Source organism: Paraburkholderia lacunae, assembly GCF_003353175.1.
Classification (GTDB): domain Bacteria; phylum Pseudomonadota; class Gammaproteobacteria; order Burkholderiales; family Burkholderiaceae; genus Paraburkholderia; species Paraburkholderia lacunae.
Map to the genome: position 1 here is coordinate 23,535 of NZ_QHKS01000042.1, position 25,824 is coordinate 49,358.

Annotated in this window: 20 protein-coding genes and 1 pseudogene; 14 read left to right on the forward strand and 7 right to left on the reverse strand. The window is 62.1% G+C overall.

All coding sequences use genetic code 11. The annotated features are described in order from the left end of the window. Positions 1 to 7: 7 nt before the first annotated feature. From DLM46_RS35485 to DLM46_RS35500, 4 genes are all read right to left on the reverse strand, one after another. Positions 8 to 664 carry an amino acid ABC transporter permease gene (locus DLM46_RS35485; RefSeq protein WP_115108997.1) on the reverse strand — a complete coding sequence of 219 codons (657 nt, stop codon included), beginning with the start codon at positions 662 to 664 and terminating at the stop codon, positions 8 to 10. Positions 665 to 894: 230 nt separating this feature from the next. Continuing rightward, the gene (locus tag DLM46_RS35490; protein WP_115108999.1) at positions 895 to 1,701 is read right to left on the reverse strand and encodes an ABC transporter substrate-binding protein; all 807 of its coding nucleotides are present in this window, start codon (positions 1,699 to 1,701) and stop codon (positions 895 to 897) included. Between the two features lie 137 nt (positions 1,702 to 1,838). After that, positions 1,839 to 3,335 carry an aldehyde dehydrogenase family protein gene (locus tag DLM46_RS35495; protein ID WP_115109001.1) on the reverse strand — a complete coding sequence of 499 codons (1,497 nt, stop codon included), beginning with the start codon at positions 3,333 to 3,335 and terminating at the stop codon, positions 1,839 to 1,841. Positions 3,336 to 3,684: 349 nt separating this feature from the next. After that, the gene (locus tag DLM46_RS35500; RefSeq protein ID WP_115109004.1) at positions 3,685 to 4,299 is read right to left on the reverse strand and encodes a cupin domain-containing protein; all 615 of its coding nucleotides are present in this window, start codon (positions 4,297 to 4,299) and stop codon (positions 3,685 to 3,687) included. Positions 4,300 to 4,570: 271 nt separating this feature from the next. On the opposite strand from DLM46_RS35500, the gene DLM46_RS35505 reads away from it, so the two are divergent. From DLM46_RS35505 to DLM46_RS35530, 6 genes are all read left to right on the forward strand, one after another. Then, complete coding sequence (locus tag DLM46_RS35505; RefSeq protein WP_115109007.1) at positions 4,571 to 5,458, forward strand: GNAT family N-acetyltransferase; 888 nt, start codon at positions 4,571 to 4,573, stop codon at positions 5,456 to 5,458. Between the two features lie 6 nt (positions 5,459 to 5,464). Beyond that, on the forward strand, positions 5,465 to 6,388 hold the full coding sequence (locus tag DLM46_RS35510; protein WP_115109009.1) for a 2-hydroxyacid dehydrogenase: 924 nt from the start codon (positions 5,465 to 5,467) through the stop codon (positions 6,386 to 6,388). A 53-nt stretch (positions 6,389 to 6,441) separates the two neighbouring features. After that, positions 6,442 to 7,920, forward strand: a complete 1,479-nt coding sequence (locus tag DLM46_RS35515) for an NAD-dependent succinate-semialdehyde dehydrogenase (protein ID WP_115109047.1) — start codon at positions 6,442 to 6,444, stop codon at positions 7,918 to 7,920. A 2-nt stretch (positions 7,921 to 7,922) separates the two neighbouring features. Continuing rightward, on the forward strand, positions 7,923 to 8,915 hold the full coding sequence (locus DLM46_RS35520; protein ID WP_208866411.1) for a M14 family metallopeptidase: 993 nt from the start codon (positions 7,923 to 7,925) through the stop codon (positions 8,913 to 8,915). Continuing rightward, complete coding sequence (locus DLM46_RS35525; RefSeq protein WP_115109012.1) at positions 8,912 to 9,697, forward strand: cupin domain-containing protein; 786 nt, start codon at positions 8,912 to 8,914, stop codon at positions 9,695 to 9,697. The genes DLM46_RS35520 and DLM46_RS35525 overlap by 4 nt, the downstream gene beginning before the upstream one ends. A gap of 132 nt (positions 9,698 to 9,829) precedes the next feature. Beyond that, a complete protein-coding gene (locus tag DLM46_RS35530; protein ID WP_115109014.1) occupies positions 9,830 to 11,623 on the forward strand; it encodes a methyl-accepting chemotaxis protein in 1,794 nt (597 codons plus the stop codon). A gap of 333 nt (positions 11,624 to 11,956) precedes the next feature. Here the strand turns inward: DLM46_RS35530 and DLM46_RS41390 are convergent, their stop codons facing one another. The 3 genes and pseudogenes from DLM46_RS41390 to DLM46_RS41395 form a co-directional block, all read right to left on the reverse strand. Next, positions 11,957 to 12,343, reverse strand: a complete 387-nt coding sequence (locus DLM46_RS41390; protein ID WP_165848140.1) for a site-specific integrase — start codon at positions 12,341 to 12,343, stop codon at positions 11,957 to 11,959. 171 nt (positions 12,344 to 12,514) lie between these two features. Next, positions 12,515 to 12,838 (reverse strand): hypothetical protein, encoded by a 324-nt coding sequence (locus tag DLM46_RS35545; RefSeq protein ID WP_165848141.1) that lies wholly within the window; start codon positions 12,836 to 12,838, stop codon positions 12,515 to 12,517. 311 nt (positions 12,839 to 13,149) lie between these two features. Further along, positions 13,150 to 13,665 (reverse strand): annotated as a pseudogene (locus DLM46_RS41395) (FUSC family protein); the annotation flags it as partial. A gap of 89 nt (positions 13,666 to 13,754) precedes the next feature. Here DLM46_RS41395 and DLM46_RS35555 point away from each other — a divergent pair. From DLM46_RS35555 to tnpC, 8 genes are all read left to right on the forward strand, one after another. Continuing rightward, positions 13,755 to 14,369: an enoyl-CoA hydratase/isomerase family protein gene (locus DLM46_RS35555; RefSeq protein WP_244306496.1), complete on the forward strand. Its 615-nt coding sequence runs from the start codon at positions 13,755 to 13,757 to the stop codon at positions 14,367 to 14,369. Between the two features lie 122 nt (positions 14,370 to 14,491). Continuing rightward, positions 14,492 to 15,640, forward strand: coding sequence for an AraC family transcriptional regulator (locus DLM46_RS35560; protein WP_244306497.1), 1,149 nt, complete (start codon positions 14,492 to 14,494; stop codon positions 15,638 to 15,640). Positions 15,641 to 16,038: 398 nt separating this feature from the next. Beyond that, on the forward strand, positions 16,039 to 17,829 hold the full coding sequence (locus tag DLM46_RS35565) for an acyl-CoA dehydrogenase (protein WP_115109051.1): 1,791 nt from the start codon (positions 16,039 to 16,041) through the stop codon (positions 17,827 to 17,829). Positions 17,830 to 17,905: 76 nt separating this feature from the next. Then, positions 17,906 to 19,531 carry an electron transfer flavoprotein-ubiquinone oxidoreductase gene (locus DLM46_RS35570; RefSeq protein WP_115109053.1) on the forward strand — a complete coding sequence of 542 codons (1,626 nt, stop codon included), beginning with the start codon at positions 17,906 to 17,908 and terminating at the stop codon, positions 19,529 to 19,531. 49 nt (positions 19,532 to 19,580) lie between these two features. Continuing rightward, a complete protein-coding gene (gene bktB, locus DLM46_RS35575; RefSeq protein ID WP_115109029.1) occupies positions 19,581 to 20,774 on the forward strand; it encodes a beta-ketothiolase BktB in 1,194 nt (397 codons plus the stop codon). Positions 20,775 to 20,812: 38 nt separating this feature from the next. Continuing rightward, positions 20,813 to 21,667, forward strand: a complete 855-nt coding sequence (locus DLM46_RS35580) for a 3-hydroxybutyryl-CoA dehydrogenase (RefSeq protein ID WP_115109031.1) — start codon at positions 20,813 to 20,815, stop codon at positions 21,665 to 21,667. A gap of 607 nt (positions 21,668 to 22,274) precedes the next feature. Next, entirely contained in the window at positions 22,275 to 25,271 is a 2,997-nt protein-coding gene (locus tag DLM46_RS35585; RefSeq protein ID WP_115109034.1) for a Tn3 family transposase, read from the forward strand. Continuing rightward, positions 25,268 to 25,633 (forward strand): Tn3 family transposase post-transcriptional regulator TnpC, encoded by a 366-nt coding sequence (tnpC, locus tag DLM46_RS35590; protein WP_115109036.1) that lies wholly within the window; start codon positions 25,268 to 25,270, stop codon positions 25,631 to 25,633. The genes DLM46_RS35585 and tnpC overlap by 4 nt, the downstream gene beginning before the upstream one ends. The last annotated feature ends 191 nt before the right edge of the window (positions 25,634 to 25,824 follow it).

Genomic DNA, 25,824 nt, shown 5'->3' on the forward strand with positions numbered 1-25,824 from the left:
TGCAACCTCACTTCACCTGGTGTTTTCCGAAGCGCTTTTCCAGCGCCTTCGTCAATTTCATCAACGGAAGGCTCATTGCGAGATATGCGACCGCCACGAGCGTGTAGACCGTCAGGTTCTGGAAGGTCGCCGCCGCGATGAGAAATCCTTGGCGCGTCATTTCAGCGACGGTGATCGTCGATGCAAGAGACGAATCCTTGAGCATCGACACAAGCGTATTGGAGTAGGGCGGCAGTGCGACCTTGATTGCCTGGGGAAGAACCACCCGGGTCATGGTCTTGAAGCGGCCCATTCCTATGGACTGCGCCGCTTCATATTGGCCGGGATCTACCGATTCGATGCCTGATCGAATAATCTCTGCGACGTACGTTGAATAGCCAAACGCCAAACCAACGATGCTTGCTTGCAACGCGCTCATCTGGACATGAACTGAAGGCAATACAAAGTAGATGTAGAACAGCAGCACGATCATCGGCAGGCCACGAACCACGTTGATCAACATGGTGGCTGCCCGCCTGACCGGCGCATGCCGCGACATCTTCAGTAGCGCCCAGACAAGGCCAAGCGCAGTACTGAGGATCAGGCAGCTGACTGTGATGAAGATGGTCAGCCCGGCCCCTTGAAGGAGTATCGGGACAAACTCGACTACGTCGCTCCAACGCATGATTCGCCTTTCTAATAATCGTTACTTGCATGACCGATGCCGATCTTCAACGTAGCTATCAAAGATAGATGACCTCGATAGCTACGCTCAAATCATCCGGCAAACCGGCGTCTCCTTACCCATCGGCATACTCATGCACATCTCGCGGGCCGGGTCGCACCTGATGCACAACCGACCCCAAGACGCGCATGACTATGCGCTCCTACGAAAATCCATCGAAAGTACGTGCGTCAATCCACGTAGTTCCATTTCTTCAGAATCTTGTCCAGCGATCCGTCTGCCTTCATTTTGTTCAGCCCATCATTAATCTTGGACAGCAACGCCGTGTTGCCTTTCTTTACCCCGAATGCAATTGGCACTTTCCGCAGCGGAGTAAAACCATCGACCACGCGACAGCCCTGCAGCGTTCCAGCCGCTTGTTGGGCCTTCCAGATGGGATAATCATTGAAGCCTGCCGTAATACGGCCCAAAGCAACATCACGGGCCATATCCGCCGCAGTGTTGTACAACTTGACTTCCTTAAAGATGCCAAGCTTGATCAGCTCCTCAGAGGTTTCCTCACCAGCGCCCGATCCGACGACCGTGCCCTTTAAATCCTCAACCGTGCGATAAGTGTTCTTATCATCTGCCGCGACGATGATGCCCTTGCCAAAAAACGCCACTGGCTGAGAAAAGTCGATAACTTCTTGACGCTTCGGCGTTGGGGACATGCCTGCGACAATAAGGTTGATCTTGTCGGAGACGACGGATTGGATCAATGCCGGGAAAGGAATAACGTCGAACGACACGTCGAAACCTTCGCGCTTCCCGATTTCACGAATCACATCCGGCATGACTCCCTCGATCTGGTTTGTTTTGATATTGAGAAACGCGTTAGGAATGCTGGACGGCGTCGTCCCGGCGGATACCGTTACTTGCGCAGCGCTTGCCTCGCTTGCCCCGCAGGCCGCTGCCGCCACAACGGCAGCGGCAATGAGGATGCGTTTCACGAAACTGGTGTGCTTCCCCGAAGCACTTTGCGACGTACGTTGGAACATGGTCTATCCTTAAGAAGGGTTCTTCAGACAGGTGAGGAAAAAGCGTGCATATCAGACGTTGGACCTCCTTTACACGTCGGTGTAAGGCAACGGATAGAAACATTCATTGCAATAGCGATCAACTGCGGGCCGTGAAGTCACGTCCGATCAAAATCGATCAGCACGCTCTTGTATCGCATGCTGGCCTCGAGAGCCTGGCGTCCAAGATCTTTGCCAATGCCGGACTGCTTGAATCCTCCGGTGGGGATAATCATGTCCCCGCTGCGACCATAACGATTGATCCAGACAGTGCCCGCCGATATACGGCGCATCGCGCGCATCGCCTGGCCGATGTCGCGTGTATGGATGCCCGCACAAAGGCCGTACGTCGGGTGCCCGGCCAGTGCAATTCCCTCGTCTTCGTCCTCAAAGGTCTGAACGGTTAGCACCGGGCCGAACAATTCCTGCCGTACTGCTGGAGTCGATTCGGTCACATTCGCCAGGAGCGTCGGCCGGTGGAAATAGCCACCGTCCGTATCTTCGAAGTAACCGCCGCCAAAAATCACTTCAGCGCCGCTCGCCCGGCTCGCGTCGATGAGTGCGGCAATCCGCTCAGCCTGGTTTTGGCTGATGAGGGGCGAATAGCTCGTGGTGCTCCGCCATAGCGGCCCTGGGGCAATGTTTGCCAGATGACCCTGCACCGCTTCGAGCAGCGGCTCGACAATCCGCTTGTGCGCGATAAGCCGCGTGCCGGCGACGCATGCCTGGCCCCCGTTGCTCGTGAACCCTCGCGCGATACATTGCGCCGCGTGTGCCAGGTCTGGTACCCGTTCGAACACAAGCTGCGGGCTTTTCCCGCCCAGCTCGAGCGTAACGGGCTTTGTGCCATGCAAAGCTGCGTCGCTCATGATCGCCGCACCAGTGCGCGTCGAGCCTGTGAAGCTGATCTTCGAGATGTCGGGATGACGGGTGATTGCGGCTCCGGTCGTTGCACCACGACCGTTCACCACGTTGAAGATGCCGGGCGGTATGCCGGCTTCGATCGCCAGTTCCGCGAGCCGCAGCGTGGAGAACGGCGTAAGCTCCGACGGCTTCAGCACGACCGCGTTCCCGGCGGCGAGCGCGGGCCCGCATTTCCACGAGCACATCGACAGCGGGAAATTCCATGGCGTGATTGCACCGATCACACCATAAGGTTCCGATGCCACGAATCCCAGACTTTCCCGCCGCGTTGCCGCAAAATCGCCGCCATGCTTGTCGGCGAGCTCTGCGAAGAAGCGGATCGCATCCGCAGTGAAGGGCACATCCGAGGCGTACGCCTCGGCTACCGGGCGTGTCGAGCTAACCGCCTCCAACTGCGCCAGGCTTACTGCATTCCGGTCGATTAGCTCTGCCCACCGGGTTAGTACCTTTGCTCGCTCGCGTGGCGGCTGTGTTGCCCACCTGCTCGTCTTCCATGCCTGCAACGCGTTGCTGACCGCATGGTCGATAGTGTCTGGGGAGGCATCCGGAATGTAACCGAGCAACTGACCGTCAGAAGGACGGTAGACAGCGATCGATGCCTCATTGGTCGAGTAGTACGACGTGCCGCCAATGAAATGTCCTTGCGGCAACGAGACATTAGACGGATCAAAATCGAGTGACGGAGTGGACATGCTCGGCCTGACCTCAAAACCTGGAGTAAAGCGGCGACATCAGGATTCGCTCCACGCGTCGCCATGAGTTGCAAGACGTGTCCATCGCACGACGCTCAATGAACAAACCTAGGATAGTGTTCAGTATAGTGAATGTGAAATGAATTTCCAGTGATCAAAAATAAAAAACCACGAAGTTTTTGTTGTGCAGTGCGGGAAGACTTTCTGCGTCGGGGAACGGCGGAATCTCGCGCGCACAGCCTGGGCTACGGAGAGCGGACGATCCCCTTTGCGCCGCATCGCAGCAGGAAGAGGGGCGCCGTTCGGCGACGGGCGGATGCCGGGGCGCACGGTGAATGCGCGCGAAAGATCACAAATGAACGACCGGCGGCAGCGTATTCATGATCCACAGCACGCGCGCCATCTCGCCACTCTCGTTGCGTACGCTGTGCGGCACCGTGCTCTTGAACTGGAAGCTGTCGCCAGCCCGCAGCACGGCGCGGCGGTCGCCAACGTGGAGCACGACGGTGCCTTCGAGCACGAGCCCCGCCTTCTCGCCCACGCCGACGAGCACCTCATCCGAGCCCGCACCTGCCGGCAACAGGATGATCATCATCTTCAGGTCATGATCCCCGTGCGGCGAAAGCAGCTCTTTTTGCATGCCGTGCTTTCCGACGTCGAACAGGGGCCGCTCGTCCGCCTTGCGCACGAAGTCGCCGGCTACCGGATCCGACACTGCGTCGTCCTCCTCAAGCAGAGCGGTAAGCGGGACTGACAACGCCTGCCTTAGACGCTCGAGGATGCGCACCGACGGGTTCGCTTTGTTGCGCTCGACCTGGCTCACGGTGCCGGCCGATACGCCGGCGCGCATCGCCAGTTCGTTGACGGACAACCGTTGCCCGATGCGCAGGGCCCGTAAGCGCGCGCCGACATCGGAATGGTGAAGTTCGCTCACGTCTTTCTTTCTCGCCTGTGTTGCCTTCATGCAAACCCCTCTTTAAACGGTTCAACGCCCCTTCCGTGCCCTATACGCACATTCATTCGCAGGCTCGGTTGCGGGCCGGGGACCTTCTGTCCGACGCGACGCAACCGGCCGTCAGCGCGATGAAGATCGGAATTCTCTTGATCATTATATTGAATAATGCCATATTTCGCTGAACGTTCGGCGGTGGCTTAGCCGTAAACACGACGATCCACTGACCGACTTGGCAATGGTGGCGCTTCCTGAGGTCACGCATCCCGCTATAGGAGCTCTCATGTCCGAAATACGCCTCAAGAAGGCGCCCGCATACCGAGCCTTCAGGTCCAGCGACATCGTCGCCGCGCATGCACTTTCGATTGCCGCTGGCTGGCCGCACCGAGCGGAAGACTGGCAATTGATGTTCGATACCGGCAACGGGTTCGTCGCGCAGGATGACAGCGGTGAAGTGATCGGCACAGCACTCTACTGGAAGTGCGGTGCCGGTCGAGGCACCCTCGGCCTAGTAATCGTGTCTTCAGAAGAGCAGGGGCGCGGTATCGGCCGGAAGCTGATGGAACTGGTGCTCGAAGCACTCGGTAACCGCGTCACCTTCCTGTATGCCACGCCCGCCGGCAAACCGCTCTACGAAAAACTCGGTTTCGAAGCGTGCAGCACGGTCGATCAGCATCAAGGCACTGTCGGCAGCGTGCAGGCTGTCTTGCTTCCGGCCGGAGACCAACTGCGCCCCCTGACGGGCGACGACATACCGCATGTCATCGAACTCGCGTCGCGCGCGAGTGGGCTGGATCGCGGCGAGACTTTCCCGGCGCTACTCGATTTCGCGGAGGGAGTCCTGCTCGAACGCAGCGGCGAACTTGTAGGTTTTTCGCTGTTTCGCCGCTTCGGTCGCGGTTACGCAATCGGTCCCGTCGTGGCGGCACATTCGCCAGACGATCGGCGCGCGAAGGCGCTAATCGCCCACTGGCTCGCGCAGTACGCCGGCGAGTTCATGCGCATCGACCTGCCTGGCGGTGCCGGTCTCAACGACTGGTTGAACGGGCTTGGCATGACGCGCGTCGACACGGTCGTGAGGATGGTGCGCAATGAGCCGGCCGAGCGCCACGGCGGCGAACCGGACCCGATATATCGCGTGTTCGGCATCATCAATCAGGCGATGGGGTAAGCGACGATGAGCGTGCTATACAAATCCGATCCGGTGCGAGGTGCAATCTGGGCCGAGCGCTTTGCTCAACTCGCACCGGACATTGCATTTCGCATGTGGCCAGATATAGGCGACCCAACCGAGATACGCTATCTCGTTGCCTGGCAGCCCGATGATCTCGTCCTCACTTTGCCCAATCTCGAAGTGGTGTTTTCGATCGGCTCTGGCGTCGATCAGCTTGATCTGAGCCGCATTCCTGCCCGTCTACCGGTTGTGCGCATGATTGAGCCGGGGATTGTGGACGGCATGGTCGAGTACGTCACGGAAGCGGTGCTGGCGATTCATCGCGATCTGTACGACTACGCGTTGCAACAGCAGGCTCGCATATGGAAACCCATACCGCTACGGCCAGCCGCCTCACGGCGCGTCGGCGTACTGGGGCTCGGCGTACTCGGAACCGCAGTGCTCGAACGGCTGCGGCTCTTCGGTTTCGCGTGTGCCGGATGGAGTCGTTCGCCGCACGATATCGATGGCGTTGAATGCTTCGCCGGCAATGCCGCGCTCGATACGTTTCTCGCGCGCACCGACGTGCTCGTCTGCCTCCTGCCGCTCACCGACGCGACACGCGGTTTGCTCGATCGGCGCGTGTTCGCTGCGTTACCCGAAGGCGCGTCGATCGTGCATGCAGGTCGAGGACCACAACTCGTCACCGACGATCTGCTCGATGCACTGGATCGCGGTCAGATCCGCAGTGCTGTCATCGACGTGACGGATCCGGAGCCCTTGCCCGCAGATCACCCGCTTTGGAGTCAGCCGCGCGTGCGCATAACACCGCATATCGCTAGCGCCACAAGCGCCGTCACGGCCGCCGACGCACTGCTGCAAAACCTGCGCCGTCATAGCTCCGGCGAGCCCATGATCGGTGAGATTGATCGGGCGCGCGGATATTGAGGCTATCGGCCGGCGTTCGCCCGGCAACGCAAATCATGAAAGGAGGTGTTCTTTTGAGCACGAATCTCGAGCAGAAGGCACGCGCGCTGATCCGCGCCGATAACTTCATCAATGGGCAATGGCTCGCCGCGGTCAGCGGCCGGCGCTTCGCGGTCACGGACCCCGCGACCGGAAAGCTGATCGCCGACGTAGCCGACAGCGGTCCGGCCGACGCGCGCCTGGCGGCGGACGCCGCCGCCGACGCGTTACCCGCATGGCGGGCGATGTTACCCAAGGAACGCGCGGCCATACTCCGACGCTGGCATGCCCTCATCCTGGAGCAGCAAGAATCGCTTGCCGCGTTAATCTCTCTGGAACAAGGCAAGCCCCTCGCCGAAGGCCGTGGTGAAGTCGCCTACGGCGCTTCGTACGTCGTGTGGTTCGCCGACGAGGCCGCGCGGATCTACGGCGACCTGATTCCGCAGCAGCAGCACGGCAAGCGCATGAGTGCAATCAAGGAACCGATCGGTGTGGTCGCGGCAATCACGCCGTGGAATTTCCCGCTCGCGATGATTGCGCGCAAGATCGCGCCGGCACTGGCCGTCGGCTGCACCGTGGTTGCCAAACCGGCGGAAGATACGCCGCTCACCGCGATCGCGTTAACGATGCTTGCACATCAGGCGGGTGTACCGGACGGCGTTCTCAATCTGATTTCGGCGTCACGCGAGGCGACCGCCGAGGCGGTGGGCGAATGGCTCGCGGACGGGCGCGTGCGCAAGATCACTTTCACCGGCTCCACCCCAGTCGGTAAGTACCTCGCCCGCGAATCGGCGAGTTCGCTAAAGAAGGCCTCGCTGGAGTTGGGGGGCAACGCTCCGTTTATCGTATTCGAGGATGCCGATCTCGACGCTGCTGTGACGGGCCTGCTGGCGGCCAAGTTCCGCAATGGTGGACAGACCTGCGTCAGCCCAAACCGGGTCTACGTACAGCGCAACGTGTATGCGCGCTTTTCGGCCCTGCTTAGCGCAAAGGTCGCGGAACTGCGTGTGGGCCCCGCTAGCGATCCGGCTTCGCAGATCGGCCCGATGATCAACCTACGTGCAGTCGAGAAAATCGCGCGCCACGTCGATGATGCCGTTGCAAACGGTGCGCTCGTTTTAACGGGCGGCCAACGCCTCACGAACCTGGGGCCGCACTACTACGCACCGACGGTGCTCGCCAATGCGACGCCCAGCATGGTGCTATTTGAGGAGGAAACGTTCGGCCCTGTGGTGCCGCTCTTTTCATTTGATACGGAAGAGGAGGCAGTGCTGGCGGCAAACGACACGCCGTTCGGCCTCGCGTCGTACTTCTATAGCATGGACCTGCGCCGCATCGATCGCGTCTCGCGGGCGCTCCAGGCGGGGATCGTCGGTATCAACGAGGGCGCGTTGGCGTCGGAAGCCGCGCCGTTCGGCGGCGTGAAGGAATCGGGCTATGGACGCGAAGGTTCAAAGTACGGCCTCGACGATTATCTGTCGATCAAATATCTGTGCCAGGGCGGGCTGCAATAAAGATGGAGGCCTACCCGATCGAGGTCGAGTTTCCCGATATCGGCGTGCATGCGCCTGGCAATACGGGCATCCCGTTCCTCTTTACGTTTGAATCCGGCGTAGCCGGCCCGCACGTGATGATTAACGCACTAACGCACGGTAATGAGGTGTGCGGCGCGGTCATTGTGGACGAACTGTTGCGCGCGCGGCTGCGTCCGCGTCGCGGCAGGCTCACCCTGTCGTTCGCGAACGTGGCCGCCTATGCGCGTTTCGATCCTGCGGTGCCGGACAAGGCGCGCTTTATCGATCACGACTTTAATCGCGTATGGACGGCCGCCCAGCTCGACGATCTCGCGACCCGCTCGTCGGAGCTCGATCGCGCCCGCGAGATGCGGCCGGTAGTCGATACGGTGGACCTTCTACTCGACCTCCACTCGATGCACGAGAAAAGCGCGCCGTTGATCGTAGCCGGACCGCTGAGAAGAGGCGTCGAACTCGCAACCCGTCTAGGCGCCCCCGGCACAGTGATGTGTGACGAAGGCCATCCTGAGGGACGCCGGATGCGCGATTACGAAGGCTTTGGCGATGATGCCAGCGCGAGGACCGCTCTCCTCATCGAATGCGGTCAGCACTGGGAGAAAAGTGCCGTCACGGTCGCTCGCGACTGCACCGCACGTTTCCTTCTGCTGGCAGGTGTAGCCGTCGAAAGCGATTTTCCGGCGGGATGGCTCGTACCTCTTCCTGACGAAATGCGCGTCGTACGCGTGACAGAACCTGTCGTTGCCCGGAGCATGGATTTTCGTTTCGCCGGGTCATACACCGGTCTAGAAGTGTTTGAGAAGGCCGGTACGGTGATTGGCTGGTCAGATGGAAAAGCCGTCACTACGCCGTATGACGACTGCGTGCTCGTAATGCCGTCTGTACGCCAGCTACGCCCCGGCGTGACTGTGGTGCGGCTAGGTCGGATATTACAGCGCATTGATCATCTGAAGCAAAAACAGGAGCAAGCAACGTGAAAGTTGAGCAAGCACTATCCAAAGCTGAAACGTCCGAAACGCAGCAACCGGCAGCGCTAACCGGCCGCCCTCGGTCCTTCATCGATTTGAAAGCGTTCGCGTCGGACGCGAATCAAGGCATCCCGTCCCGGGCTTCACTGAAGGATGATTGCTTCCAAACGAGCCGCCGCTACCTGGATTTTCCGCCGGGCCCCGTGTCGGCCGGGGTCATCACGCTTACCAAAGGCAGAGGGGCCGTATCCTACCAACCGGCTGACGAGTTCGTCATCGTCTCCGAAGGAAAGATATCATTCACGCAAGCTGGGCGCGAACTGACGCTGAACGCTGGAGAGAGCGGCGTGATCCCCCACGGAGCTGAATTTTCTTGGTCGACGCAAGCGCCAGTATTGGTCATCTTTATGCGCTATCAGGGCGGCCAGGGTACCGACGGCGCAATCGTGCCAATCGACCGAGCGCCGCAACTCGAGCCTTCGGGGGCGCCTCTCGCGGAACTGCTACTCACGCCGACGCCGCAATGCCGCAATCAGACAGACTATCGTTCGCCTGATGGGAAATTCACCTGCGGCACGTGGGATTCAACGCCCTATCATCGGGTCGCAATGCTTTACCACCATTACGAACTCATGCATCTGCTCGAAGGCAGCGTAACGTTCGTGGACGAAACGGGCCGCACCGGCACGTTTTCGCGCGGCGACATTTTCCTCGTTGAGCAAGGCGCGCAGTGCAGTTGGGAAAGTCGCGAGCAAGTCGCAAAGATATACGCGATTTATCGTCCGGCATAACGTCGCGAATCACGCCCCTGATGTGGCTTCGCCCGCAGGCAGTCCATGTCTGTGGGACTCATTTTGACGCACCAGGCGCGGGCGCACACGCGTATGCAACTTACTCAAAATCATAAGAACCGTAATCCACCGATGCTATCGTCCATTCGCGCCCGGGTTGTTCTTGCTTGCGTAGCACTGGTTGTTTTCTCCGTCTTCTGCAACACCGCGATTGACTATTCGATCGCGAAGGCGAGCATGGAGACAGCGATCGACCATGACTTGACGTCGTCCGCCAACGATCACGCTGCGGCAATCAGCGAGTGGATCGCTGGAAAAACTCAAATGATTTCATCGCTGCAGGATATTGTGCTGACGGCGGATCCTTTGCCCATGCTTCAGCAGATCGCCGTCGCGGGCGGATTCTTTGACGTCGGCGTCGGCTACCCGGACAAAACCGCGAAGTTCAACGACTGGCCGAACCCTCCTTCCAGCTACGATCCGACTAGCCGCCCTTGGTACAAAGCCGCCGTCGAAACTGGTAAACCCGTTGCTATCCCTTACGTCAGCACGAGCGGGGCGTTGCTGGTTGGCTTGGGAATTCCCGTGATACGCGACGGCGTGGTGAAGGCAGTTCTGGATGGCAATATCGCGTTGGACAGCGTGGTTGAGAACGTGAAGTCGATTCATCCGACGCCAGCAAGTTTCGGCATGCTGATCGACCACAGCCGCCGCGTTATTGCGTACCCGGATCCAAAATTCAGGCTCAAGCCGGTCACTGACATTGCGGCCGATTTCGCCGCGGTTACCACGGCGTCGGCTGGCCCGGGGAACGCGCCGACGAAACTAGCGGTTGATGGAAAAATAAAGTTGGTACGCGCACAGGAGGTGCCGGGTACGGACTGGGACGTCGTGGTGGCCCTCGACGAGTCGCAGGCGACTGCGGGAATGCGTTCGCTGTTAAGTGCATCACTGGTGTCTCTCATGGTGATCGTCGGTATCGCTTCGGTTATAGGGGCCGCGCTTACCACGACCGCGTTCCGCCGCCTTGGCCACGTCTGTCAAGCAATGACTGCGATCGGCTCGGGCACGAGCGACTTGACGCGGCGCCTGCCGGACGAGGGGAGAGACGAAGTGGCCAACATCGCGCGTTCGTTCAACCAGTTCGTCGCCAAGCTTCAAAGCGTGATGTTGGAGATCCGTGGCGCAAGCGAATCGGTGCGTGCCGCCGCAAATGAAATTGCCGCGGCAAGTCATGATCTGTCGTCCCGCACCGAGTCGGCAGCGGCGAGCCTGCAGCAGACGGCCGCATCGATGGACCAAATCTCGGGGACAGTCGATCAATCGGCAGCAGCCGCGCAAGAGGCCGACGAGCGATCTGGTATCGCGACGCAAATGGCTTCGCGCGGTGGTGAGATCGTATCCGATGCGGTCGGTACGATGGGAGAAATCGAGGACGCTTCCGGCCGGATCGGTGCAATCATTAGCGTGATCGACGGCATAGCGTTTCAGACCAACATTCTCGCGCTCAATGCTGCTGTTGAAGCCGCGCGCGCGGGGGAGCAAGGTCGCGGCTTCGCAGTCGTCGCACACGAGGTTCGTAGCCTGGCGCAGCGCAGCGCACAGGCTGCGCGCGAAGTGAAGCAACTTGTCGAGGCGACGGTCTCGCGGGTTGCGGCGGGATCGGCCCAGGTGCGTCAAGCCGGCGAGACGATGGGCAAGATTGTCGCCAATGCCGTTGATGTTCAATTGGTCATTTCGGGCATCGCCCGTGCAGCCACCGAGCAGACGCGCGGGATCCAGGAGGTCAATCTGGCAGTCATGCAACTCGATGCAATGGTGCAGCAGAATGCGGCGCTAGTCGAAGAATCAGCGGCGGCGTCGGCCGCCTTGCAGGCGCAAGCAAACACCCTGGCATTGACCATTGCAAGGTTCAAGGTCGACTGAACGTGCTGTCGTTGCATCGAAAACAAAAAGCGCAAGACGAGAACGAGTTCGAAGACCTGTTCCTTGTCGAATCGCTCGGCCGTAGGACGGAAGAAGCGTTTCACCCACTTGCATTGCCCCCGCTGTCTATGGCAGCACTGAGCGTGATGGGACCGGCCATCAATTTCTCTTTTATATCAGCGCCTTAGGTTGAGATGTGGCGGATTTTTTACGAATCCCGGTCATACCTCGAGATACGCAACCGGGCTTGTGCTGACAAGAAACTCGAGGACGTGCCGCCGCCGAACGATGCGTGAGATATCGGAAAGACCTCGGACCTCTGCAAGATGGTGGTCAAGACTCGTCAGTTCTACGGCAATTGTCGCGGGAACATTCGGCACTACTTGTACTTGATCCTTGCCTAGCATGGCAAAAAAGTGCTTCACCCCGGCACGGGCGTCGACCCTTGTGCGGCGGCATCGCGCATCGACAACGAGGCAGGTGACAAGCGAGATACCGAGTAATCGCTGATTCACTGATATCGCCAAGACCGACACCCCGCTGCGAGATCCAGTGAACGAAGTGAGCGACGCTTCTGAGATAGCACTGCACGGTTTCGGCGGCATAGCCACGCTCGGATAGATAGAGGACATATGCATCTGCGTGTGCTTCCAATGCAGCCTTGGCAAACCACTGTCGGCCAAGAATATGGCCACGTTTGATACGCGAGTACGTGGGCACGGCAACTCTCCTCGCAAGATAAGCAGCACGAGGAAAGTACAGCAAATTATGGAAGGTTGCCTGCCCAGCGGGACGGACCAGAAGCCCCGAAATCAGACGTATCCTTGATGCGCGGATGCTGAACCTTCCATAACTTCGAAGTGGGGATAGCGACGCTCGCCGGTGAACGAGTCAGTGTGCGCGGCTTTGTGCCGACGCGTGGTCATTTGGCGCAGGCGCGGGTAGTGGCGAGGCGCGTGCCGCGAGCGCGCTGTGAATGAAATGCAGACTACCGAGCACCGTCTGAAGGTGTGGCACCGCCGGGCGAGCCGCGTCGGTGGTCTGCATCGTGCGTTGTAGTGTGGCGATTGCAACCTGCACCGCGCGCGTGGCAGCGGCGCTGGCCTTCGGTGTCGGCGCCTCGAACAAAAGCCGAATCGCGCGACATGCGTACGCGCGATCGTCGAGCCATGCCGGTGCGGCGTCCGGGCCGGTCCGTGCTGCCTCGATGGCCATCGTGCCGCTCAGGTCCACGACGGCTGAGCCGATCTCGAGGACGGACAGAAACCATTCGACGGACTCGCCGTTCGCCAACGCGGGTCGTCACGCGATATCGACCGAACCTGATACATGAGGTCTCGTGTGCGGCTTTCGAAGCGCGTGCGCAGCGTCGCGGCCGAGTCGGTGCATGCGAACACGATGCCTGCGCAGGTCGTCCAGCAGGTGTTTGCGCAATCCGCGCGTCGTCGGTGGCAGGAACAATTCGAACGCGACCGACGCCATCTGCATGGACAGGACACCGCGATCGCGTCGTTCACGAAGGACGCGAGTGCGCTGACCGCGCCCGAACTCAGGATGCCGATCGTCACTTCCGTCACACGCGTTGACGGGATGCCGATGAGCGCGGCAGTGTAGCCGGCGAGCACAAATCCATATGTCCGGAAGTTGCGGTTTCGCGCGGCACCTGCTGTGCATATGCCGATGCAGAGTGCGGTTGCACCGAGAAAGAGTTCCGGCGCCTGCCCGAACAGACTGATCAGCCCCAGCGTGGCGAGCAGGCCCACGATCGTGCCGCAGATCCGGTACAGGCTTTTTGCGAGCACCATGCCGCTTTGTGGCTGCATCAGCACGAAGACCGTCGTCATCGCCGTTCGTGGCATCGGGAGTTCGAGCTTCATCGCCACACCGAGCGCCAGAAGCGCGGCGAGAATGGTCTTGAAGACGTACAGCCCGGTGACGCCGCTCGTGCTTGCCCAGTTGCAGGCGGCGTTGACAATGGCGATGCCTGTTTGGGTATCCGAAATATAAGATGGGGCGACGAATACATGATGTATGTGGAGCATGATGTATGTGGAGCGTGATGCAGGAGTGCGGCGACAGGACGAACGTGATTGTATTTTCCTGAGGTGCACTCGTTGTCCTGCAGAGCGCCGTGCCGAAGTTCTTTATTGCGCACTCGGGCCTGCACCGTGTCGGCTCTGCGCCGAAAACGACTTCGAATACACGCACCTTCCGCCTGACACAGATGCTTGGCGAACGTCTGCGCAACATGCCCAAGGCCGTGATCGCCAAGGTCGAAGGTATCGCCCGTTGCGGCGGCTGCGAGATCGCGTTGGCCGCGGACATGTGTTTCGCCGCGATCGGCGAAGCCGTGTTCGGTCAACCGGAGGTCGTCTGCGGACTCGTTCCGTGCGGCGGCAACACGCAGCGCCCGCCGCGGCGGATGGGGCGCGCCCGTGCCCTCGAGGTGCTGCCGGCCGGAGCGGACTTCTCGGCGGAACTGGCCGACCGCTACGGCTATATCAATCGGGCGCTGCCGGCCAAGGAACTGGGTCCATTCGTGGACAAGCTCGCACGCCGCATCGCGACCTTCCCGCCCACCACGATCGCCCACCTGAAAAAAGTCCGTGGACATGGGGTCCGACGTCTCCGTCTCCGAAGGCTTGTTGGTGGAGGCGCACGAGGCCGATCTTTGCGTAGCGAACGAAGCGATACAGGCGCGCGTGCTAGCGATACTCGCAGCCGGCGCCGAGACCTACGAAGGTGAACTCCACTTTCCCGACCTCTCCGCGAAGCTGCCTCCTGCTGATTGAGCGGTTTTCTTGCCCCCGGAAGATAGTGCCTCTAAAGTTGGAGCGGGGTGAAGGCAGCAAGTAGGACCATTCGCTTATCATTCCCATTGCACCGACTCTTTTTGGAAGCCGACGCGCAAGTCGATGGGGTTCCGGGCCGCTCAAGTACAATGCGAGCGGTTTGATCGACGGAGACGCGATGACCGGCTCAGACTCACGTTCCGCCCAGCGCGGGCGCGCGCTGCCGTCGCCGAGCGCCACGGTGCCGATCTCGCTCGTCAACGGTTTCCTCGCGAGCGCCGGCGTCCAGCGCGATGTGGTCGAAGGCTATCTGCACGACGCCGGCATCCCGATCGAGTTGCTCGGCGAGCTGCATGCGCGCGTGACGGAAGAGCAATTCTCGACGCTGTACCGCACGCTCGCGATCGACCTCGACGACGAGATGCCCGGCATCTTCTCGCGCCCGCTGCGCGGCGGCACGCTGAAGTACCTGTGCCTGAGCCTGCTCGATGCGCGCAACCTCGAAACGGCGCTGCATCGCTTCGGCCAGTTCTTCCATATCCTGCTCGACGACTTCTTCGTCGAATCGAGGCGCGACGGTCTCGTCGCGCAGGTGCTGCTGCGGCCGAACGCGGCTGTCGGCCCGATCAGCGCGCTCGGCCAGGAGCTGATGCTCAAGCTCGTGCACGGCGTGTGTTCGTGGCTGATCGGGCAGAAGATCCCGCTGCTGCACATCGAGCTTGCGTGCCCGCGGCCGCGCCATGCGGTCGATCACCTGTACTTCTTCTCCGGGTCCGTGCAGTTCGACCGCGAGCGCACGCTGCTGCGCTTCAGCGTGGACTACCTCGACGCGCCGATCCGGCAGAGCAAGCGCAACCTGCGCAAATTCCTCGCGCGCGCGCCCGGCGACTGGATCTTTGAATCGTTCAGCGAACAGCTCGTGTGCCATCGCGTGCGGCAGTACCTGTCGGCGGCGCTGCCCGACCTGCCCGTGATCGATCAGGCGGCCGAGCATCTGCATTGCTCGGTACGCACCTTGAGCCGCCACCTGGCCGCCGAAGGCACGACGTTCCAGGTGCTCAAGGATGAATTGCGGCGAGACATTGCAATCCAGCGGCTCACCGACACGCCCGACACAATCGCGGCGATCGGCGCCGATATTGGCTTCGACGATCCGAGCGCGTTCCATCGCGCGTTCCGGCACTGGACAGGGAGTACGCCGGGGACTTACCGGCGGCGTGCATAGCGCGCGGCGCAAGTGCAGCCGTTATTCCGAAGCTGGTTCCCATAACCGACTCCCTTCGCGCGCTCCCATGACCGGCTCCCATATGCCACCCATAACCGGCTCCCGTTGCCGGACCCTCCGCCAACTGTCACCACCGCTTCGACGCAACCGACCGGCACACCGATTGGCTCGTCGCTTTCGCCAGAGACCGGCCCCGGCGAAACCCGCGTGCGGCCGGCTGCTTCCGGCACCGTCCGCGCATAACGTGGCCGGTTTTGTCACCATTAGGGCCGGATATGACAATGGGAGTCCGTCATTGCGGCGGTAGGATGCGTCACAACGTCTCTTGGATCTGGCCGGTTTTGACCGTATCGGGCCTTGTGGCGCACCTCATTCACCGCCTGATTGGAACATCGACCATGAGCTATACCGCCCCCGTCAAGGACATGCTGTTCGTGCTCAGGGAACTCGCGGGCATCGACACCGTTGCGCAGCTTCCGGGCTTCGGGGATGCCGGTTACGACACCGCGCATGCCGTGCTCGACGAGTCGGCGAAACTTTGCGGCGGGGTGCTGGCGCCGCTGAACGTTGAAGGCGACCGCAATCCGAGCAGCTGGAAGGACGGCGTCGTGACCGTCACGCCGGGCTTCAAGGAAGCGTTCCGTAAGTTCGTCGAAGGCGGCTGGCAGGGGCTGCAGCATCCGGCCGAGTACGACGGTCAGGGGTTGCCGAAGCTGATCGCGGCGCCGTGCATCGAAATGCAGAACGCATCGAACCTGTCGTTCGCGCTGTGTCCGCTGCTCACCGACGGCGCGATCGAGGCTCTGCTGACGGCCGGCACCGACGAACAGAAGCGGCGCTACGTGCCAAAGCTGATCTCGGGCGAATGGACGGGCACGATGAACCTGACCGAGCCGCAGGCCGGTTCGGACCTCGCGCTGGTGCGCTCGCGCGCCGAGCCGCAGGGCGACGGTACGTACAACGTGTTCGGCACGAAGATCTTCATCACGTGGGGCGAGCACGACATGGCGGACAACATCGTCCACCTGGTGCTTGCGCGCACGCCGAACGCGCCGGAAGGCGTGAAGGGCATTTCGCTGTTCATCGTGCCGAAGTTCCTGGTCAACGACGACGGCTCGCTCGGCGCACGCAACGACGTGCACTGCGTGTCGGTCGAGCACAAGCTCGGGATCAAGGCGAGCCCGACCGCGGTGCTGCAATATGGCGACCACGGCGGCGCGATCGGCTACCTGGTCGGCGAAGAGAATCGCGGCCTCGAATACATGTTCATCATGATGAACGCCGCGCGCTTCGGCGTCGGGATGCAGGGAATCGGCGTCGCCGACCGTGCATACCAGAAGGCCGCCGCATTTGCGAAGGAGCGCGTGCAGAGCCGCCCGGTCGACGGTTCGGCCAGGCAGTCGGTGACGATCATCCATCACCCGGACGTGCGCCGGATGCTCGGCACGATGCGTGCGTTGACCGAAGGCGCACGGGCGATAGCGTATGTGGCTGCCGCGCACAGCGACATTGCCCACCGCCATTCGGACGAGGCGACCCGGGCGCATCATCAGGCAATCTACGAATATCTGGTGCCGGTCGTGAAGGGCTGGAGCACCGAGATGGTGAACGACGTGGCAAGCCTGGGCGTGCAGGTGCACGGCGGGATGGGCTTCATCGAGGAAACCGGCGCGGCGCAGTACTACCGCGATGCGCGGATCCTGGCGATCTACGAAGGCACGACCGCGATTCAGGCGAACGACCTGGTCGGCCGCAAGACGATGCGCGACGGCGGGGCGGTCGCGAAGGCGCTGATCGCGGAGATCGGCGACACCGTCGCGGCGCTCGGCAAGGTCGCCGGCGCGGCGGCCGCGTCGATGAAGCCGCAGCTGGAGAAGGGCGCGCGCTCGTTGTCGACGGTGGTGGACTACGTGCTCACGAACGTGAAGCAGGACCCGAATGCGGTGTTCGCGGGCAGCGTGCCGTACCTGAAGCTGGCGGGCGTGGTGCTGTGCGGATGGCAGATGGCACGAGCGCTGCTGGCGGCGCACGCGAACCGCGCGAACGACACGGCGTTCTACGATGCAAAGATCGCGATCGCACAATGCTATGCGGAACACGTCCTCGTGCAGGCAGGCGGGCTCGAAGCGTCGATCGTCGGCGCGAAGGGAAGCGAGAGCGTGCTCGCGTTGACGGAAGACCAGTTCTGACCGTAACGGTCGGGGCGGAGGGGACAGGATTTTGACCACACAGGACTTGGCCGCGCAATACGGCCCGCGGGAATCGATGGAATACGACGTCGTGATCGTCGGCGGCGGCCCCGCCGGGCTGTCTGCGGCGATCCGGCTCAAGCAGCTCGCCGCCGGGAAAGGCACCGAGATCGGCGTGTGCGTGCTCGAGAAGGGTTCCGAGATCGGCGCGCACATCCTGTCGGGCGCGGTGATGGACCCGCGCGCGATCACCGAACTGTTCCCCGACTGGAAGGAACAGGGCGCGCCGCTCACAGTCGAGGTGACGGAAGACCGCTTCCTGTTCCTTTCTGAAAACAGCGCGGTCACCACGCCGAACTGGGCGCTGCCCGACAACTTCAAGAATCGCGGCAACTACGTGATCTCGCTGGGCAACGTCACGCGCTGGCTCGGCCAGCAGGCGGAAGCCCTGGGCGTCGAGATCTTCCCCGGCTTCCCGGCTGCGGAGATTCTCTACAACGACGACGGCTCGGTGAAGGGCGTCGCCACCGGCAACATGGGCGTGGGCAAGGACGGCGAGCCGACCGAGAACTTCCAGCTCGGCATGGAACTGCACGCGAAGTACACGCTGTTCGCCGAAGGCTGCCGCGGCCATCTCGGCCGCCAGCTGATCTCGAAGTTCAAGCTGGACGCGAACGCCGATCCGCAGGCGTACGGGATCGGCATCAAGGAACTGTGGGAAATCGATCCGGCCAAGCACAAGCCGGGCCTCGTGATCCACACGGCCGGATGGCCGCTGAAGTCCGATACGTACGGCGGCTCGTTCCTGTATCACATGGACAACAACCAGGTCGTGGTCGGCTTCGTGGTCGGCTTGGGCTACACGAACCCGTACCTGTCACCGTTCGAGGAATTCCAGCGCTACAAGACGCATCCGTCGATCCGCGCGTTCCTCGAAGGCGGCAAGCGCGTGTCGTACGGCGCGCGGGCGATCACCGCGGGCGGGCTGATGTCGCTGCCGAAGCTCGTGTTCCCCGGCGGCGCGCTGGTCGGCGACGACGCGGGTTTCCTGAACGCCTCGCGCATCAAGGGCTCGCATGCGGCGATCAAGACCGGAATGCTCGCCGCCGACGCCGCTTTCGAAGCGGTCCAGGCTGGCCGCCAGAACGACGAACTCGCCGCCTACCCCAAATCGTTCAGGACCTCCTGGCTGCACACGGAACTCTACAAGGCGCGTAATTTCAAGCAGTGGATGAGCAAGGGACTGTATCTCGGCACGCTGATGGCCGGGCTCGAGCAGAAGGTGATGGGCGGCAACGTGCCGTGGACACTGCACCACAAGCATGCGGATCACGAGATGCTGAAGCCGGCGTCGCAATGCACGCCGATCGAGTATCCGAAGCCGGACGGCAAACTGACGTTCGACCGCCTGTCGTCGGTATTCATCTCGAACACGAACCACGAGGAGAACCAGCCGGCGCACCTGACTCTGAAGGATCCGAGCGTGCCGGTGAACGTGAACCTGCGCACATACGCCGGGCCGGAGGGGCGCTTCTGCCCGGCGGCCGTGTACGAGTTCGTGAAGAACGACGACGGCAGCGATCGGCTGGTCATCAACGCGCAGAACTGCGTGCACTGCAAGACCTGCGACATCAAGGATCCGACGCAGAACATCGTGTGGGTCACGCCGGAAGGCGGCGGGCCGAATTACCCGAACATGTAACGCAAACGCATCTCCGCGCCTGCGGGCGCGAACAAACCGGAGTGAGACGATGAGCAATGCAGCGAAGGAAGTCGTGGTGGTGAGCGGTGTCCGTACCGCGATCGGCGATTTCGGCGGAAGCCTGAAGGATTTCTCGCCGACCGATCTCGGTGCGAATGTCGTGAGCGAAGTGCTGTCGCGCGCGAACGTGCCGGGCGATGCGGTCGGCCATGTCGTGTTCGGCCACGTCGTGAACACCGAGCCGAAGGATATGTATCTCGCGCGCGTCGCGGCGATCAACGGCGGCGTCGCGCAGCACACGCCGGCGCTGACGGTGAACCGGCTGTGCGGCTCGGGCCTGCAGGCAATCGTGTCGGCCGCGCAGACGATCATGCTCGGCGATGCCGACGTCGCGATCGGCGGCGGTTCCGAGAGCATGAGCCGCGCGCCGTACAGCGTGCCGTCCGCGCGTTTCGGCCAGCGCATGGGCGATGCGAAGCTCGTCGACATGATGCTCGGCGCGTTGCACGACCCGTTCCAGACGATTCACATGGGCGTGACGGCCGAGAACGTTGCACGCAAGTACGGCATTTCGCGTGACGCGCAGGATGCGCTCGCGCTCGAATCGCATCGTCGTGCGGCGCGCGCGATCGCGGAAGGCCGCTTCAAGGACCAGATCCTGCCGATCTCGATCCGCACGAAGAAGGGCGAGGTCGCGTTCGACACCGACGAGCACGTGCGTCACGACGCGGGCCCGGACGATTTCACGAAGCTGAAGCCGGTGTTCGTGAAGGAGGACGGCACGGTGACGGCCGGCAACGCGTCGGGGATCAACGATGCGGCCGCCGCGGTGCTGATGATGAGCGCGGATGTCGCGCGCGCGCAGGGCGTGAAGCCGCTCGCGCGTCTCGTCGCGTATGCGCACGCAGGCGTCGATCCGGCATACATGGGTATCGGCCCGGTGCCGGCCACGCAGAAGGCGCTCGAGCGTGCGGGCCTGAAGGTCACCGATCTCGACGTGATCGAGGCGAACGAGGCATTCGCGGCGCAGGCATGCGCGGTCACGCAGGAACTCGGCGCCGATCCGGCGAAGGTCAACCCGAACGGCTCCGGCATTTCGCTCGGCCACCCGATCGGCGCGACGGGCGCGTTGATCACAGTCAAGGCGCTTTACGAGCTCAAGCGCATCGGCGGGCGTTATGCGCTCGTGACGATGTGTATCGGCGGCGGCCAGGGCATTGCGGCGATCTTCGAGAACATCTGATAATCGACCGCTCAGCACCCCAATACACAGGAATCGTCATGGCCATCGAAACCGTCGGCGTCGTGGGCGCCGGAACCATGGGCAACGGCATCGCGCAGACCGTCGCCGTTGCAGGACTGAACGTCGTGATGATCGACGTCAGCGATGCGGCGCTCGACAAGGGCATTGCTGCACTGAAGGGCAGCCTCGAGCGGCTTGTGTCGAAGCAGAAACTCGATGCCGGCGCACGCGATGCCGCCCTCGCGCGCATCACGACGTCGACCGATTACGCGAAGCTCGCGGCGGTCGACATCGTGATCGAAGCCGCGACCGAGAACGTCGAGCTGAAGAGCCGCATCCTGAAGCAGATCGAGTCGGTCGCGCGGCCCGACGCGATCATCGCGACCAATACGTCGTCGATCTCCATCACCGCGCTCGCGGCGCTGCTCGCCGATCCGTCGCGCTTCGTCGGCATGCATTTCTTCAATCCGGTGCCGCTGATGCCGCTTGTCGAAATCATCCGCGGGCTTCAGACGAGCGACGCGACTGCGTCAGCCGTGCGTGCGCTGACCGAGCGTTTCGACAAGTCGCCGATCGGCGTGCGCAACGCGCCAGGCTTCGTCGTGAACCGGATTCTCGTGCCGATGATCAACGAGGCGTTCTTCGTGCTGGCCGAAGGCATCGCATCGGCCGAGGAGATCGACGCGGGGATGAAGCTCGGCGCGAACCACCCGATCGGGCCGTTGGCACTGGCGGACCTCGTCGGCCTCGACGTGTGCCTTGCGGTGATGGATGTGTTCCTGAAGGATTTCGGTGATCCGAAGTATCGCGCGTGCCCGTTACTGCGCGAGATGGTGTCGGCGGGGCGGCTCGGGCGCAAGACGGGGCGCGGGGTGTACGACTACAGCAAATAAGCAGCCGCGAACAAGTGACACGCGATGCGCGCTAGTGCGACCGCACCCTTTCGGTCGGCCCGGCCGAGTGCCGCGCGTTCGCACGTCCCGTCGTAGGGACACAGCGATGGATCATGGTGCGTCTATGCACTTTCAATTTGTCGGCCGACGATGGAGCCGCATCCTGACCACTACCAGTTAGGCGGGACCGAACCCGAGACTTCCTACGGACCGGGGAACGGTTCCTAACCGCGGCCATCATTTGAGGTCTCCCCGACTAGCCGGTTCACCCTCGCGAACCGCCGACCAGTAGACCGTCCCACTGACTGGACATGCGTCAATGAATTCGAGCACGGAACCGCGACATAAAAATCCTGCCCGTGGCCGCCGAGTCGCTCGGCCCGGAGCTATGTCGCGTTGGGCCTAGCTGCGCGGGCACGAGCCTGTTCGCAGTGCCAGCACTCCATCCCTGATCCACGGAACCGTCAACGGGGATGAACAAGGTACGCAATTTCCTATCATAAGCTTTGTGGTTATAAAGATTGCGCCAATCATTACGATTTGACGCAGTAAGCCCTATTTTTCTTGCGCTAATCTGACCGGCCCTCTGCGATCCGGACGATCCGCAATGGCTACCCTCGAACGCACCGCATACCCGCGCTTCCCCGAGGTTCTGGCACCCCGGGAACTGCAAGCCTGCTACACGCCGCTGTCCGACGAACTTGAATGGGCGCGCCGTTCGACGCGCGGCGAGCGGCCTCGACTGGGCCTGCTCGTGCTGCTGAAGGTCTTTCAGCAACTGCACTATTTCCCGCCGGTCGACAGCATTCCACCCGCCGTCGTCGATCATGTCCGGGCGGCCGCCAACTTTGCGGACACCGTGCGATTTGGCTACGACACGGCGTCGTCCCCGACACTGTTCCGGCATTACGCCGCGGTACGCGCCTGGCTGAACGTGAAGCCGTACTACGGCACCGATGCGAGTGCGATCGCGACACGGGCGGCGCACACGGCGTCGCTGACGATGGACCAGCCTGTTGACATCATCAACGCGACGATCGACGAGCTCATCGCGCGCGATGTCGAGCTGCCGGCGTTCTCAACGCTGGACCGGCTGACCGAGCAGATCCACGCCCGGGCACAGTCCCGGCTCTTCAAGCGCGTCACACGACGCCTGACCGATGAACAGCGGCTCGCGCTCGACCGGCTGCTCGCGCGCGACCTGTCGAGCCGGCAGACCACCTACAACCGGATCAAGCGTCATGCGAAACGCCCATCGCGTCAGCATCTGGACCTGCTGATCGACCAGATTGCCTGGCTCGACGAACTCGGCGATTTTTCACTGGTCGTCGCCGGGATTCCCGCCTCAAAGCTGCGCTCGCTCGCGAATCAGGCAATGGCGCTCGACGCGTCGGCGCTCAGGAACGACACACTGCCCGAGAAGCGCTACACATTGATCGTCGCGCTGCTTAACCGCATGCGCGTGCGCGCCCGCGACGATCTCGCCGACATGTTCGTGCGGCGCATGGGCGCCATCCACAAGCGCGCGAGCGACGAGCTGGACGGGATCCAGCGCAAGCAGCGTGATCAGGTCGAGGATCTCGTGGTCCTGCTTGACGGCGTGGCCGACATCCTGGCCGACGAATCCGACGAGACGGCCATCGCCAGGGCGGTCAGGAAGCTGCTTGCGCCGAAAGGCGATCTGGAGCCGTTGCGCGAGAGCTGTGCGGCGATCCGCGCGTTCAGCGGCCGCAACTATCTGCCGCTGCTCTGGAAGCACTTCAAGGCCCACCGTTCGGTCATGATGCGCGTCGCCCGTACGCTCGAATGGGATTCGACCAGCCCGGTCCGCTCGCTGCTCGATGCGCTCGATGTCGTGCTGGAAAACGAATCGCGGCATCGCGAGTGGATCGAGGCCGACGTTGATCTGGGCTTTGCCGCGCCGCGGTGGCGCAAGCTCGCACGTCGCTCCCACGGCGACGGAGCGCCGACCAATCGACGGTACCTCGAACTCTGCGTGTTCTCGTACATGGCCGAGGAGTTACGGGTCGGCGATCTGTGCGTGTCCGGTTCCGACGCCTACGCGGATTATCGCGACCACCTGCTGCCATGGCGCCAATGCGAGCAGCAGTTGCCGGATTATTGCGACAAGCTCGGCATGCCGACGACCGGCAGTGACTTCGTTCAGTATCTCCGTCAATGGCTGACGGACGCCGCCCGCAAGCTCGACGACGAATTGCCGCGCAAGCGCGAGCACGTCGTGATCGACCGTCACGGCGAACCGATCCTGCGCAAAACCGTCGCGAAGGAGATCCCGGCGAGCGCGATCGCACTGCAGGAGCGGCTGAACGCCCGCCTGCCGACGCGGAACATGCTGGACATCCTCACGAACATCGAACACTGGACGTATTTCACGCGGCACTTCGGGCCGCTGTCCGGGAGCGATCCCCAGATCCGCAAGGCCACCGAGCGCTACCTGCTGACCGTTTTCGCGATGGGCTGCAATCTCGGCCCGACCCAGGCGGCCCGCCATCTCGATTCTGATGTGACCGCGCACATGCTCTCATTCGTCAACCGCCGGCATATGAGTCTGGACAAGCTCGAGACCGCGCAGCGCGAGCTGATTGAACTGTACCTGCGGCTGGATCTGCCGAAACACTGGGGCGATGGCAAGACGGTGGCCGCCGACGGCACGCAGTACGACTTCTACGACAACAACCTGCTGGCCGGCTACCACTTCCGCTACCGGAAAATGGGCGCGGTCGCGTACCGTCACGTCGCCGACAACTATATCGCCGTGTTCCAGCACTTCATTCCGCCGGGCGTGTGGGAAGCGATCTATGTGATCGAGGGGCTGCTGAAGGCGGGCCTGTCGGTCAAGGCCGATACCGTCCATGCCGACACGCAGGGGCAGTCGGCCGCCGTGTTCGCGTTCACGTACCTGCTCGGCATCAACCTGATGCCACGGATTCGCAACTGGAAGGACCTCGTCCTGTACCGCCCGGACAGCAAGGCCAAATACAGGCATATCGACAAGCTGTTCACGGCGACCATCGACTGGGTGCTGATCGAGCAGCACTGGCAGGAGCTGATGCAGGTCGCGCTGTCGATTCAGGCGGGTACGATCTCGTCGCCGCTGCTACTGCGCCGGCTCGGCTCCGAAAGCCGCAAGAACCGGCTGTACCTGGCCGCGCGCGAGCTCGGCAACGTCGTGCGCACGGTGTTCCTGCTCGAGTGGATCGGCAGCCTCGAATTGCGGCAGGAGGTCACCGCGAACACGAACAAGATCGAGTCGTACAATGGCTTCTCCAAATGGCTGTCGTTCGGTGGCGACGTGATCGCCGAGAACGAGCCCGAGGAGCAGCAGAAGCGGCTGCGCTACAACGACCTGGTCGCGTCGGCCGTGATCCTGCAGAACACGGTGGACATGATGCAGGCGCTGCGCGAGATGGCGGCAAACGGCGAGAAAGTGCGCGCCGAAGACATCGAGTTTCTGAGCCCATACCCGACCCACAACATCCGACGCTTCGGCCACTATAAACTGCACCTGGATCGTCGGCCGGAAGCCTGGATCAGGGACCCGCTGTTTGGCCACGCTGCCCGTACCTACGCATCCCGCCCATGACTGCACGCCCGGCCATCACTGCGACCTGTTTCGGCGATGTCGACACCGCCGCGCTCGAGCGGCTCGAATCGAGCTACGACACAACCCGCCTGCTGGCCGCCGTCGATATCGTCGATCGCGTCCGCGCACAGTTGCACGATCCAGAAGGTCTGCGCGATGATCTGCTGCAAATCCATAGCATGGCGCACTCGGTCTTGAACTGTATGCCATCGGTGCCGTCGAAACACGATGGCACCTTGCCGGAGCAGGTACAGGATGCGCTCGATCTGATTGACGAATTTGTCATGGAGCTCACCCAGGTAAGGGCGGTCCTCGAGCCTCTCGAAGCGCTACATCCGGACGACGGTTTTGGCGAGGGTTGAACGGCGCCCGCCCACTGATCGAGACCATGGGGTGGCCCAGTCCCTGCCGGTGTTATGCGGTCGCAGACGGCCCAGACTGTGTCAAAACGCATTTTTGAAGCGCTAGAATTCTTCATCCGATAGCGGAGGATGAGCAAGATGAAGCGGTTCGTTCAAGGCGATAGTCGTACACAAAGCTTTCTCCTTCCCGA

Coding starts and splice junctions, on each gene's coding strand:
- DLM46_RS35485 (WP_115108997.1), bottom strand. CDS start 664: ATGCGTTGGAGCGACGTAGTCGAGTTTGTCCCGATACTCCTTCAAGGG.
- DLM46_RS35490 (WP_115108999.1), bottom strand. CDS start 1,701: ATGTTCCAACGTACGTCGCAAAGTGCTTCGGGGAAGCACACCAGTTTC.
- DLM46_RS35495 (WP_115109001.1), bottom strand. CDS start 3,335: ATGTCCACTCCGTCACTCGATTTTGATCCGTCTAATGTCTCGTTGCCG.
- DLM46_RS35500 (WP_115109004.1), bottom strand. CDS start 4,299: ATGAAGGCAACACAGGCGAGAAAGAAAGACGTGAGCGAACTTCACCAT.
- DLM46_RS35505 (WP_115109007.1), top strand. CDS start 4,571: ATGTCCGAAATACGCCTCAAGAAGGCGCCCGCATACCGAGCCTTCAGG.
- DLM46_RS35510 (WP_115109009.1), top strand. CDS start 5,465: ATGAGCGTGCTATACAAATCCGATCCGGTGCGAGGTGCAATCTGGGCC.
- DLM46_RS35520 (WP_208866411.1), top strand. CDS start 7,923: ATGGAGGCCTACCCGATCGAGGTCGAGTTTCCCGATATCGGCGTGCAT.
- DLM46_RS35530 (WP_115109014.1), top strand. CDS start 9,830: ATGCTATCGTCCATTCGCGCCCGGGTTGTTCTTGCTTGCGTAGCACTG.
- DLM46_RS35545 (WP_165848141.1), bottom strand. CDS start 12,838: ATGGCCATCGAGGCAGCACGGACCGGCCCGGACGCCGCACCGGCATGG.
- DLM46_RS35565 (WP_115109051.1), top strand. CDS start 16,039: ATGAGCTATACCGCCCCCGTCAAGGACATGCTGTTCGTGCTCAGGGAA.
- DLM46_RS35570 (WP_115109053.1), top strand. CDS start 17,906: ATGGAATACGACGTCGTGATCGTCGGCGGCGGCCCCGCCGGGCTGTCT.
- bktB (WP_115109029.1), top strand. CDS start 19,581: ATGAGCAATGCAGCGAAGGAAGTCGTGGTGGTGAGCGGTGTCCGTACC.
- DLM46_RS35580 (WP_115109031.1), top strand. CDS start 20,813: ATGGCCATCGAAACCGTCGGCGTCGTGGGCGCCGGAACCATGGGCAAC.
- DLM46_RS35585 (WP_115109034.1), top strand. CDS start 22,275: ATGGCTACCCTCGAACGCACCGCATACCCGCGCTTCCCCGAGGTTCTG.
- tnpC (WP_115109036.1), top strand. CDS start 25,268: ATGACTGCACGCCCGGCCATCACTGCGACCTGTTTCGGCGATGTCGAC.